Below are 12,688 nucleotides of genomic sequence, written 5' to 3'. Positions count from 1 at the left end.
TAGCTTATTAGACAATGTTGGAACCTATTGTCCTGATTAACCACACGACAAAGGCTCAGCCTTGTATAAACACCCAACAAAAAGCTGCAAAAACAATCTCGAAAGTCAACATCCCTAATATAAATTCATATAAAACAAGCACAAAAAAACAATATCTACGCATCACTTATGATTATAAGTATAGCCTGTTCACAGTAATACCATCATTCTCAGTTAGCAAGCATAATTTTTTCCTTCAATAGGTTATTTTTTTAATGATCACTTCTATGATAAAGAGTAATATAGCGCCCCTTTTTTGCCCCTGAATTTTCTGTATAATTTGTCTACATTATTAGGGGAACAATATTATTTTAGTAGTTGGAGAATTAAGCCTATGCCATTTAAACCCGGTCAACGTTGGATCAGTGACAGTGAATCAGATCAAGGACTAGGTACAGTTACCGGTGTCGAGCATAGGTTTGTCAATATTGTATTTACCGCCACAGGCGAATCAAGAAAATACGCGAAAGAAAACGCACCATTAACGCGTGTTATTTTTAATACTGGCGATATTATTCCAAGTCATGAAGGCTGGATGTTAAAAGTAGAGTCGTATAGTGAAGCTCACGGCATCATCACTTACGAAGGTATACGCCAAGATATTCAAGAGCCAGCGTCATTAAAAGAAGTGATGATAGACCACTTCATAAAGTTTAATAAACCACACGACCGCTTATTAAACAGCCAAGTTGACCGACTTGACTGGTTCCGTTTGCGCAAGGACTCATTACGTCATCAATACCAGCAACAACAGTCAGATTTAATGGGTTTAACTGGTGGTAGAGTCAGTTTAATTCCACATCAACTTTATATTGCCGATGAAGTAGGCAGCCGTTTTGCGCCACGAGTATTACTTGCCGATGAAGTAGGTTTAGGTAAAACCATTGAAGCGGGGCTTATTATTCATCAACAGCTTGTCAGTGGTCGCGCTAAGCGAGTATTGATCATCGTGCCTGAGTCATTAATGCACCAATGGCTAGTTGAAATGTTACGCCGTTTCAATTTGCAATTTAGTTTATTCGATACTGATCGTTGCGTAGAAAGCAGTCAGCACGGTGAATATGTAGATGGTAAAAAAGTTAATCCTTTCAGCTCTGAGCAATTAGTTTTAGTTAACCTTGATTTTATTACTAAAAACCCTGAGTGGTATGAAGCACTACTAAGCGAAGAGTGGGATTTAATGGTGGTTGATGAAGCCCATCATCTTAATTGGCAACAAAATAACCCAAGCCTTGAATATCAATGTATTGAGCAATTAGCTCAAGTGATTCCTGGGGTATTATTACTTACCGCAACCCCTGATCAACTAGGTCATGAAAGTCACTTTGCACGTTTACGTTTACTTGACCCTGATCGTTTCTTCGATTACGAAAAATTCACTGAGGAAGAATCACATTATGGCGCTGTTGCCAGTGCAGCTAACGCCCTAGTTGAAAAACAAACATTAACAAACGAGCAAGCACAAACCCTTACTCGCTTATTAGCTGAAGTTGATATTGCCAAGCAATTACCGTTACTTAATGATAAAGATGAAACAGTTGCCAAAAATACCCGTCAGCAATTATTAAAACAGCTTTTAGATAGACACGGTACTGGGCGTATTTTATTTAGAAACTCACGCAACACGATTAAAGGCTTTCCAGCAAGAGAGCTCAAACCAACCGCTCTTGCGATGCCTGAACAATATCAAGAAGCGATTAATGAGCTTCTATTAAGTGACTCACCTGAGGCACTGCTGACATCACCACAAGCTAAATTTATTTTTACCCCTGAAATGCTCTTTGGCTTAGATCACCACAGCGAAACCTGGACAGACTTTGATCCCCGTGTTGATTATTTAATTGAACTATTAAAGTCATTAAATAAAGAGAAAGTTTTAGTGATTTGTGCCAACGCACAAACCGCGATTGATTTAGAGGCCGTTCTTCGTATTAAAGAAGGAATACGCGCGGCAGTATTCCACGAAGGTTTATCTATTTTTGAGCGCGATAAAGCAGCTGCTTATTTTGCACAAGATGAAGACAGCGCCCAATTATTACTCTGCTCTGAAATAGGCAGTGAAGGTCGAAACTTCCAGTTTGCGCATCATTTAGTATTATTTGATTTACCAAGCAACCCTGATTTATTAGAGCAGCGTATTGGTCGCTTAGACCGTATTGGTCAACAAGAAATTATTCGCTTACATGTACCTTATTTCAGTGACTCTGCTCAGCACTTGTTATTTGACTGGTATCATCAAGGCATGCAAGCTTTTGAAAACACTTGTATTACTGGTCGTGTAGTGTTTGAAAGCTTTGGTGAACAGTTATTATCTTTAGCTTTAACGGCTCAACAACAATCAAGCGAAGCTGAGACATTAATCGCGCAGAGCTGGCAAAAGCATTTAGACATCAAAGCCGAATTAGAGTCAGGCCGTGATAAATTATTAGAGCTGAACTCGTCAGGTCAAGGTCGTGCCCACGAATTAGTAGAGAAAATAGCGGCTGTTGATAATGATATCAACCTCCCTCAGTTTATGTTTCAAGCATTAGATGTTTTTGGTGTTCAACAAGACGACAAAGCCGATAATGCTATTGCCTTAAATCCAACTGAGCACATGCTCAATAGCAACTTCCCTTGCTTACCTGAAGATGGCACAACAGTTACCTTTAATCGTGATACTGCCCTGATAAACGAGAACTATCAATTACTCACTTGGGATCACCCTATGGTGCGTGGTGTTTTAGACTTAGTGCTTAGTGACGATATTGGTAATGCCAGTATCGGGCTTTTAAAGAACGAAGCGTTACCCGTTGGTACCTTCTTTTTAGAGTGTTTATTTACTGTAGAAGCAACAGCGCCTGCTAACTTACAACTAGGGCGCTATTTACCGACTACGCCTATTCGTATTTTAGTGGATAAAAATGGTAACAATCTCGCAGAAAAAGTCAGTGAAGACGTGTTAGACAAGCAGCTTGCTCCGGTTAAAAAGCAAATGGCATTACAGTTAGTAAAAGCATTAAAAAGTCAAATTGGCCCATTAGTGACTAAAGCAGAAGCTCATGGCGATAAAGAAATTAATGCCATTCAAGAAAAAGCACTAGCCATGATGAACATTAAGCTGACACAAGAGCAAGAAAGGTTAACCGCACTAAAAGCCATAAACCCGAGTGTACGCCAAGAAGAAATAGACTTTATTGCCACACAGCAACAGGAGTTGAGCCATTATATAGACAAAGCACAACTCACCTTTGAAGCGATACGTATGATAGTGGTTACCCACTAACAAAAAACTAGCAGGGGTTATGAATAAGCCCCTGCTATAAAAAAGGAAATGTATGGCTGCTAACCCAGACTTTATTTATACCCCACCAATGTCACCGTATCTTGATATTATTTATCAAGACAGTGATATTGTTATCATTAATAAAACCAGTGGTATTTTAAGCGTACCTGGGCGCTTACCTGAGCATCAAGACTGCTTACAAAATAGAGTACAACGCGTATTACCAACAGCAACCATAGTGCACCGCCTTGATATGGCTACCTCTGGTTTAATGCTATTAGCGCTAAATAAGCCAGCTCATGTAGCGATTAGTCGCCAATTTGAAAAGCGACAAACCCAAAAAAGCTATATTGCCAGAGTTTACGGTCAGGTTGCACAAGATCAAGGTAGTGTCGATTTACCCTTGATCTGTGATTGGCCTAATCGCCCTAAACAAATGGTTGACCATGACTACGGTAAAGCCGCACTAACACATTACAAAGTACTGAGCCGTGATACCAGTAATGAACGTAATAGCACTTTGGTTGAACTTAGCCCTGTTACTGGTCGTTCGCACCAATTACGCGTACACATGCTAGCGTTAGGACACCCTATTTTGGGTGATCGTCTTTATGCAAACCCACAAGCGTTAGCGTTAAGCCCTCGCTTACAGTTACACGCGCTAAGCTTAAGCTTTACACACCCAAGCACTCAAGCGCAGGTCAGCTTTAACGCACCATGTCCGTTTAACTAATCACTGAAATGGTTACATATTTAGATAAAATATAGAATGTAATTAACGCTTGGTATAAAAGTGTCGATAAGATATAAGCAAGTACCATATATAAAAACACTCAATAAGCTGAGATCATGATAAATACATTGGAGAAACAATAATTATGCCCATTAAGCTTTTCTCATTACCATGTATTATCTTGTTAACTGTAAGCGTACTCGCGTTAAATACTCAAGCATTTGAGGAAAGTAAAGCAACCGAAAAAACGAAAGAAAGCACGGCTACCGAACAAGCGAAAACAAAAACAGACTCACCAAATAAAGAGCAAGAAAAAGAACAGCAACCTATGCCGATAAATTACGGCGTTCAACATACACAAGACTTAAAGCATTATATCGCAGCAGAACGGGTTAAACCTTTACTTGCGGGTCCTGAGAGCTATCTAACCTTAGAACAAAAATTCACAACAGCTAACAGTAAGGGCGTTGCCATTTTATTACCTGATTGGCAACAAGGAGCAACCAACCCAAAAGCGATTAATTTTTTACGTAAGGCGTTACCAAAACATGGCTGGACTACTATAACGATTCAGCCTAACGATAAACCCGAAGGTTATCCGTCAACCGCGCTTACGGCAACTGAACAACAAGAGCAAAATACCCCCTTAATCACTGAGTATAAAAAGCAACTTGCTGCAATACTTACCGCAACAATGAATAAAGCGAAAGAACATCCCGGTATTGTGATTGTAATAGCACAAGGTAACAATGGCGCCTTTTTAGTCGATTTATTAAGTGAAAATACAGAGTCTGCAGATGATGTAGCTAAGTTAACCACCGCGCCTAATGCGTTGGTGCTATTAAGCAGTTATCGCAGAGGTAGCCGAGATCTTCAAACTCAACTCAATGAAGATCTTGCTAAAAGTGTTGCTTTATTAGAACTGCCTTTACTCGATCTTTATTTACATTACGATCATCCCAGTGTAATCGCCGCGATGCCGATGCGAATGTCGTCATCAGCTCAAGAAATGAAAGTTTATTACCGTCAACGACAACTTAACAATACACTCTCTGGCTATTACCCTAATAATGAATTATTAAGTCAAATTAATGGTTGGCTGAAATCTATTGGCTGGTAGGCATTAGCTAGGCAACCCATTTACTACTTCACTTGTTTAGAAATCAAATCGTAAGCGGCTTGAATATCTTGAGTTTTTTGCTTAGCTGTTTCCATCATTTCTGGCGGTAAACCTTTAGCAATCAACTTATCGGGGTGATGCTGTGACATTAACTTTTTATATGCCTTTTTAATTGCTGGCATTGGGGTGCTTGCTTCAACACCTAAAACTTTATAAGCATTATTTAATTGTTGACCACTTGTTTGACTACTTTGTTGTCTCCCTGACGACCCTGATTGCTGATGAAATGATGCACTAGCAATAATCATTTCCAATAAATTATCAAGCTCGCGCGCAGAATAACCTAAATATTTAGCAATGGTATGCAACACTGCACGCTCTTCTTTATCGAGCTCGCCATCACTAAATGCAACTTGAATTTGGATTTCCAAAAACATCAGCAATAAATCCTGACGGTTGCCCATGATACGCTTAAATTTAATTAAACGATCTTTGAGCGGAAAAGCTTCCGATTTACCTTCTCTAAAAGCATCTTGTGCCTGTTTACGTAGCTGGCTTGTTAAGCCCAATTTGTCCATGTAAGCACTAGCAAAAGCAATTTCATGACTCGTTACCTGCCCTTTCGCTTTAGCGACATGCCCCATAATTGAGAAGGTACTATAAAAAAATGTTGCTTGGCGGGAAACATCATCTTCTTCATTGCCTGACATAGCATTGAAATCAAAACCTCGGCCTCGATCAAATAGGTGCCCTAGCCAAGCTCCAAGTAATGCACCAACAATATTTTTACTCAACATTAAACCGAATAAAAAACCTAAGATTTTACCCCAAATACGCATATAAACTATGACCTATTGAAAAGATTTAGAAATAACATTGCTAAAAAAGCATAAGATTTAAAGACAACGCAAAAAATTGCTATATTATAACTGGATTTAGCATTAAAATAATGAGTTCATCACATTAAAAATCATCATTATTAACATTATCGCCACTTTTCCGGATATTAAATGCTTTTTTCCCGACAAATAAATGTTTCTCTCTGCCTTTTCTTATTATGCCTTACACATGAAGTAAGCGCTAACTCAGCCACACCTAGCGAAGCACCTGAAACCAAGCCTATGTTCTGTCCTATTCCCACTTTTGCAGAAATAGGAGCTAATACACCTACAGTTAATGACAATAGTATTAACATATATTCGCATTATGCTGGTATCGAAAAAGATCAAATTGCACAATTTAGCGGTGGTGTGACCTTAGTCGATAAAAGTCAAAAAATAATTGCTGATGAATTGTCATTTAATCGACTTAAAATGAGCATAGAGGCTTTAGGCAATATTCAATACCAAAGCAACGATATTAATATTTTTGCAAATAGTCTCAGCGCAAGTAAACAAGAAAGCTCTACCGCGATGACTGATGCAGCATACCAACTTAATGGTAACCCTGGTCACGGTAGCGCAGGCAAACTATTTGTTAGTACTGATGGGCGTTTAAGTTTATTAGATTCGACCTTCACGACGTGCGCTGGCGAAGTACCTAGCTGGCAAATAAAAGCTAAAGAAATTAATTTATCTGCCACTGGCGACTTTGGTGAAGCATACCATGCTCAATTTAGAGTGATGGATGTACCAATTCTTTATGTTCCTTATTTCTCATTTCCCGTTTCAAAAAAGCGTACTAGTGGCTTTCTTTATCCTAAAATCAGTAGCTCAAGTAATTCAGGATTAGAGGTTGAAACACCATTTTATTGGAATATAGCAGAGAACTTAGACGCAACAATTACTCCTCATTATATGTCAAAACGTGGCATGCAACTACAAACAGAAGTACGTTATTTAACTGGCTTACAATCAGGTCAAATAGATTTAGAGTACTTAAATAACGATAAAGCCTTAAAAAGTAGTGATCCTCGCTATTTAGCAAGATTTCAGCACATCGGTACTTTCTCTGAAGACTTTCGTGCGTACATAGATTACACCACAATCAGTGATGACAACTACCTCGTCGATATTGGGAGTAAGCAATACAACTCTAATGATGCTTACTTATACCAGTTAGGTGAATTATCTTATTTTGGCGAGCAATGGCAAACCACCCTAAAACTACAAGATTTCGAAGTCTTAGGTAGCCACAACCCTAGCTATAAAACCATTCCTCATATAGAAATAGCGGCACAACAACCACTGAACTTTTTATCAGGGCAATTTGAACTTTACTCTGAAATGAGCAGTTTTCAAGCCGCTGAAGAGGGACAAGTTGAAGCAAATAGGTATCACGTAGAAGCCGGAGTTACGTTACCAATATCAACTCCAGCTTGGTTTCTTAACTCAGAAATGAAGCTTATGCACACCTATTATCAACAAAGTAATATTAACGTTGGCAGCCCTTTAGACGAAACCGTACAACGAACCTTACCGAAAGTACGTGTACATGGCGGCATTAACTTTGATCGCAATATGACTGCATTTGGTAACGATTATCGCCATACATTTGAGCCACAATTACAATATTTGTACATTCCCGAAAAAGACCAATCTAATATTGGTTTATACGACACAACCAGCTTACAAGAGGATTACAACGGACTTTTCCGTGATAGACGTTACAGTGGTTTAGATAGAATATCTGCAGCGAATCAATACACTTGGGGTATAACCAGTCGAATATTGGACACTTCAAATTTAGAGGTATTTCGCTTTAGTGTTGGTCGTATTCAATATTTATCAAGTCGTAACATTACTGAAAATAACAATACAGCTTTAGTACAAACAACACCATTAACCACCAAAGAGTCTTCTGTTGCCGCTGATGTTTTCTTTCGCTTAAACCATCAATGGCAAATAAGTGGTGACATTCAATATAACACCCTAGGGAACTTCACCAATAAAGGCCAAGTAAACTTAGATTACCACTTTGATAAATTTAATACCTTACAATTGAACCATAGGTATACTCGTGATGTCTCAGGTAATAGCTTAGAGCAAGTCTCTGCGCTCACTAGTATGGCCATTAATAGTAATTGGTCTTTTGTTGGTCGTATAACTCAAGATTTAAAACAACAAAGAAGCTTAGAAAGCTATGCTGGTTTTCAATATGAAAGTTGTTGTTGGGCTATACGTGTTGCCTACCATCGCCACATAAATTCTAATCTAGATGAAAATAATAATGATATCGAGAAGCGCGATGAATTTGATAGCGGTTTCATGGTACAGTTTATTATTAAAGGGCTTGATGGGCAGCAGTCCGCTATTGGTACACAAGAAATGTTTAATGATAGTATCTTTGGCTATAAGCGCCCTTACTATTTAAATAATTAAAGCAGATTAACTTACATTAACTATTAAACTGCTAACACTTTAAAAAAGAAGACATAAAATTTATATGAAAAATTCACTTAAAAACTTCGCTTTAATCACAAGTCTTATTGTCGGCTCTTTTAATTACGCTCACGCTAAAGAAGAGCTATTAGACCGCGTAACTGCAATTGTTGACTCTGGCGTAGTGCTTGAATCCGAAGTAACTGATTTACTAGCAAGCATTAAATTACAAGCCAAAAAAAACAATCAAAGCTTACCTGGCGAGTCAGCTTTACGCATTCAGGTAATGGATAAGCTAATCAACGATAACCTGATCACGCAATTAGGTGAACGTATGGGTATTCAAGTAAGCGATGCTCAGTTAGACCAAACCATTACTAATATGGCCAAAGAAAGCAAGTTAACCTTAGCTCAATTTAGAGAGTCTATAATTAGTGAAGGTTTAGATTATGAGAAATACCGTGAAAGTGTTCGTATAGAGCTTATTTCAGGTGAAGTAAAACGTAATACCATGAGGCGTCGTATTTATATATCCCCTCAAGAAGTAACAAATTTGCTTGCGGTTATGAAAGAACAAACCAATAACAATGTAGAGTACCATCTAGGTCATATTCTGATTCAGTTTCCGTCAAATCCAACGCAAGCGGATATGACGGCATCTAAAACCCGTGCTGATCAAGTTATCAAATTACTTAATGATGGTTCAGATTTTACAAAAATAGCTATCGCATCATCAGGCGATGAGAATGCACTAAGTGGTGGTGACTTAGGCTGGAAAAATATCAATGAAATGCCAACCTTATTTGCTGAGCTAATTGATGGTGAAAAGAAAGGCACCGTCGTTGGGCCCATTAGAACAGGCTTAGGTTTTAGTATTGTAAAAGTGCTCGACATCCGCGGCAAACAAGTCGTAGAAGTTGAAGAAGTGAAAGCGAGACATATTTTGATTGAACCTTCGATTATTTTAAGCGACGCAAAAGCTGAATCGTTATTACAAGGGTTATTAAATCAAGTCGAAGCTGGCGAAGCTGATTTTGCTGAACTTGCAAAAGAACACTCTGATGGACCAACATCTGTTCGCGGTGGTGATTTAGGTTGGGCTGACCCAACGAAATATGATAAAGCATTCCAAGACGCCTTAGCGACAATGAAGCCAGGTGAGTACCACAAACCATTCCGCTCTTCATTTGGTTGGCACATTATTCAACTTGAAGACAGACGCATGGTTGATGCAACCTCACAAATGAATGAAAACAGAGCCTACCAAATGCTATATAACCGTAAATTTGGTACCGAGAGTGCACGTTGGTTAAGTGAAATACGTAACGAAGCTTATATTGAAATTTTTGAACAGGACACCAAGTAATGACTAAACGCATTGCCATTACGCCTGGCGAGCCTGCGGGTATTGGCCCAGATCTTGTTATCACGATTGCCCAACAAGCATGGCCAGTAGAGCTAGTTGTAATTGCCTCTAAAAAACTTTTGTTAGAACGCGCTCAACAATTATCATTACCACTAACCTTAATTGACTACGACAAAAATAATGCAGTACAAGCACAGCAGGCAGGCACTCTTACTGTGCTAGATGTTGAGCTGCCTGACACCTGTATTGCGGGCACTTTAAACAGTAATAATGGTAGTTATGTTGTTGAAACCTTACGCCTCGCCAGTGAGAAAAATATCTCTGGTGAGTTTGATGCCATCGTCACAGGCCCTGTACACAAGGGGCTGATAAATAAAGCAGGTATTGCTTTTAGTGGTCATACCGAATACTTTGCGCATCAAGCAAACTGTAGTGACGTAGTTATGATGCTAGCAACAGAAGGCTTAAGAGTGGCCTTAGTTACCACTCACATACCGTTAGCCTATGTTTCAAAAGCCGTAACCTATGAGCGCTTACAAAAAATCACCCGTATTTTGCATCATGATCTCATTGAGAAATTCGCGATTAGTAACCCTCGAATTTATGCCTGTGGTGTTAACCCACATGCTGGAGAAGATGGTCACTTAGGCCGAGAAGAAATTGAAGTAATAGAACCGGCTTTAAACGAGTTACGTGCTGAAGGTATTGATGTTATTGGTCCTTTACCCGCCGATACTATTTTTCAAGATAAATACCTTCGCGATGCCGATGCCATTTTAGCGATGTACCATGATCAAGGTTTACCTGTATTAAAATACAAAGGTTTTGGCTCTTCAGTCAATATCACCTTAGGGCTGCCTTTTATTCGTACATCGGTTGACCACGGAACAGCTGTAGAGCTAGCAGGTAAAGGTACTGCCGATGTTGGCAGTATGATGGAGGCAATGAAAAGCGCCATCAGCTTATGCTTAAATAAGTCATAGTAAACATGACTACGGGTTTATTACTTCGCTAAAAAGTAAATGAGTTCTACACTAAAGTAATCAAAGTATAACCACAGCTTAATCAAAAAATAATGGCGATATTAGCGCCATTATTAACAACGAGATATTAATGAATAGTAAAAGCCATTTAGGTCACCAAGCAAAAAAACGTTTTGGTCAAAATTTCTTACACAATGATGCGGTAATAAGTGACATTATTGATGCGATCAATCCAGAACCAGGTGAAAACCTTATAGAAATAGGCCCAGGTTTAGGTGCATTAACTGAGCCGGTAATAGAGCGTGCAAAAAAACTTTCCGTAGTTGAACTCGATAGAGATCTTGCTCATCGTTTACGTCACCATCCTTTTTTAGCACCACATTTAACTATTTATGAAACCGATGCGCTCAAGTTCGACTTTGCACAACTCGCCAGTGAAGACAAACCATTACGTATTTTCGGCAATCTGCCGTATAACATTTCAACACCGCTTATTTTTCACTTATTAACCTTTAAGTCACAAGTAAAAGATATGCACTTTATGTTGCAAAAAGAAGTTGTACAGCGCATGGCTGCAGGACCTGACTGTAAAGCTTATGGTCGTTTATCCATTATGACGCAATATCAGTGTCAGGTTTTACCTGTAATGGAAATTGGCCCAGAAGCCTTTAAGCCAGCACCTAAAGTAGACTCGGCCATTGTTCGTTTAATCCCTCATAAAGAGATTAAAAACCCAGTTAAAGATATTGCTGCTTTAAATACTGTTTGTTTAGCGGCATTTAATCAACGCCGAAAAACTATTCGCAATAGCTTTAAAAACTTAATTTCTGTCGAGCAATTAGAAAACTTAAATATTGATGCAAACTTACGCCCTGAAAACTTATCAATTGATGACTATATTACCCTAGCGAATTTTATTACCGACAATCCAGTTCAAGAAGACAATAAGCCGAAAAAAAGTAAACGACACATGGCTAAAAAACAAATGACTGACTCACCTAATGCAGTAAATCCCGATATGCTCGACTAATGGCAATATATTTAGTTGGTGATGTACAAGGATGTTATAGCGAATTAAAAGCGCTACTCAAGCGTGTTAATTTTGACCGTGATTGCGATATTTTATACTTGGCTGGTGACTTGGTCGCTAGAGGCCCTAGCTCATTAGAAACTTTACGCTTTGTCAAAGCCTTAGGCGATAGTGCTAAAGTGGTATTAGGTAATCACGACTTACACTTACTGGCGGTTTATGCTGGTATTAAAAAAGCTAAAGCTGCAGATAAACTAGATAAGCTTTTGACATCACCCGATGCAGATGAATTAATTAATTGGTTAGCCGCACAGCCTCTCATTCAAAAAATTCCCGATAAAAAAAAATCCGCCTATATGAGTCACGCAGGGATCTCTCCTCAGTGGCTATTAAAGGATGCACTTGAGCAAGCACAATTAATACATCAAAAACTGATCTCTACTGAGCGTAATCAGTGGTTAGCGTTAATGTATGGAGAAAAACCAAATTCATGGCAAGCTTCACTAACCGAAGAGGAAAGGTTTCGTTACAGTGTTAACGCACTAACACGTATGCGTTACTGCTTTATGGATGGCTCTTTAGAGTTTCACCATAAAAATACTCCAGAGGAAACACCTGAGCACTTAGTTCCTTGGTTTACACTATCCAAAACAATTGATAAAACCCCATGGGTTTTCGGTCACTGGGCATCTTTAATGGGTCATAGCTCTCATAGAAATATTTATCCGCTAGACACTGGCTGTGTGTGGGGTAGTCACTTGACTCTACTACGCTGGGGCGATAAGAAAGTATTTATTGAGCAAGCTCACCAATAAATAATTAACCTGAACTC

9 protein-coding genes are annotated in these 12,688 nt (G+C 38.9%); 8 read left to right on the top strand and 1 reads right to left on the bottom strand.

Annotation, left to right across the window (positions count from 1 at the left end; genetic code table 11):
• Positions 1 to 373: 373 nt before the first annotated feature.
• The 3 genes from rapA (at position 374) to KO495_RS12645 (ending at position 5,157) form a co-directional block, all read left to right on the top strand.
• Positions 374 to 3,304 carry an RNA polymerase-associated protein RapA gene (rapA, locus tag KO495_RS12655; protein ID WP_215980772.1) on the top strand — a complete coding sequence of 977 codons (2,931 nt, stop codon included), beginning with the start codon at positions 374 to 376 and terminating at the stop codon, positions 3,302 to 3,304.
• A gap of 52 nt (positions 3,305 to 3,356) precedes the next feature.
• The gene (gene rluA / locus KO495_RS12650; protein WP_215980771.1) at positions 3,357 to 4,037 is read left to right on the top strand and encodes a bifunctional tRNA pseudouridine(32) synthase/23S rRNA pseudouridine(746) synthase RluA; all 681 of its coding nucleotides are present in this window, start codon (positions 3,357 to 3,359) and stop codon (positions 4,035 to 4,037) included.
• Positions 4,038 to 4,182: 145 nt separating this feature from the next.
• Positions 4,183 to 5,157, top strand: coding sequence for a DUF3530 family protein (locus KO495_RS12645; RefSeq protein WP_215980770.1), 975 nt, complete (start codon positions 4,183 to 4,185; stop codon positions 5,155 to 5,157).
• A 23-nt stretch (positions 5,158 to 5,180) separates the two neighbouring features.
• On the opposite strand, the gene djlA is transcribed toward KO495_RS12645, so the two are convergent.
• Positions 5,181 to 5,996 carry a co-chaperone DjlA gene (djlA, locus tag KO495_RS12640; protein ID WP_215980769.1) on the bottom strand — a complete coding sequence of 272 codons (816 nt, stop codon included), beginning with the start codon at positions 5,994 to 5,996 and terminating at the stop codon, positions 5,181 to 5,183.
• Positions 5,997 to 6,167: 171 nt separating this feature from the next.
• Between djlA and lptD the strand changes: the two genes are divergently transcribed.
• From lptD to KO495_RS12615, 5 genes are all read left to right on the top strand, one after another.
• Positions 6,168 to 8,477: an LPS assembly protein LptD gene (lptD, locus tag KO495_RS12635; RefSeq protein ID WP_215980768.1), complete on the top strand. Its 2,310-nt coding sequence runs from the start codon at positions 6,168 to 6,170 to the stop codon at positions 8,475 to 8,477.
• Positions 8,478 to 8,541: 64 nt separating this feature from the next.
• A complete protein-coding gene (gene surA, locus KO495_RS12630) occupies positions 8,542 to 9,843 on the top strand; it encodes a peptidylprolyl isomerase SurA (RefSeq protein WP_215980767.1) in 1,302 nt (433 codons plus the stop codon).
• On the top strand, positions 9,843 to 10,826 hold the full coding sequence (gene pdxA, locus KO495_RS12625; RefSeq protein ID WP_215980766.1) for a 4-hydroxythreonine-4-phosphate dehydrogenase PdxA: 984 nt from the start codon (positions 9,843 to 9,845) through the stop codon (positions 10,824 to 10,826). The genes surA and pdxA overlap by 1 nt, the downstream gene beginning before the upstream one ends.
• Before the next feature lie 130 nt (positions 10,827 to 10,956).
• Entirely contained in the window at positions 10,957 to 11,856 is a 900-nt protein-coding gene (rsmA, locus tag KO495_RS12620) for a 16S rRNA (adenine(1518)-N(6)/adenine(1519)-N(6))-dimethyltransferase RsmA (protein ID WP_215980765.1), read from the top strand.
• Positions 11,856 to 12,671, top strand: coding sequence for a symmetrical bis(5'-nucleosyl)-tetraphosphatase (locus KO495_RS12615; protein WP_215980764.1), 816 nt, complete (start codon positions 11,856 to 11,858; stop codon positions 12,669 to 12,671). The genes rsmA and KO495_RS12615 overlap by 1 nt, the downstream gene beginning before the upstream one ends.
• Positions 12,672 to 12,688 lie beyond the last annotated feature (17 nt).

The organism is Colwellia sp. D2M02, assembly GCF_018860755.1.
In the GTDB taxonomy this organism is placed as follows: Bacteria; Pseudomonadota; Gammaproteobacteria; order Enterobacterales; family Alteromonadaceae; genus Colwellia; species Colwellia asteriadis.
The sequence above is the reverse complement of the archived record's forward strand: the minus strand, read 5'-3'. Positions and strand labels throughout refer to the sequence as shown.

Bases quoted from the DNA above. Each gene is read 5' to 3' on its own strand.
- rapA (WP_215980772.1), top strand. From the start codon at position 374: ATGCCATTTAAACCCGGTCAACGTTGGATCAGTGACAGTGAATCAGAT.
- rluA (WP_215980771.1), top strand. From the start codon at position 3,357: ATGGCTGCTAACCCAGACTTTATTTATACCCCACCAATGTCACCGTAT.
- KO495_RS12645 (WP_215980770.1), top strand. From the start codon at position 4,183: ATGCCCATTAAGCTTTTCTCATTACCATGTATTATCTTGTTAACTGTA.
- djlA (WP_215980769.1), bottom strand. From the start codon at position 5,996: ATGCGTATTTGGGGTAAAATCTTAGGTTTTTTATTCGGTTTAATGTTG.
- lptD (WP_215980768.1), top strand. From the start codon at position 6,168: ATGCTTTTTTCCCGACAAATAAATGTTTCTCTCTGCCTTTTCTTATTA.
- surA (WP_215980767.1), top strand. From the start codon at position 8,542: ATGAAAAATTCACTTAAAAACTTCGCTTTAATCACAAGTCTTATTGTC.
- pdxA (WP_215980766.1), top strand. From the start codon at position 9,843: ATGACTAAACGCATTGCCATTACGCCTGGCGAGCCTGCGGGTATTGGC.
- rsmA (WP_215980765.1), top strand. From the start codon at position 10,957: ATGAATAGTAAAAGCCATTTAGGTCACCAAGCAAAAAAACGTTTTGGT.
- KO495_RS12615 (WP_215980764.1), top strand. From the start codon at position 11,856: ATGGCAATATATTTAGTTGGTGATGTACAAGGATGTTATAGCGAATTA.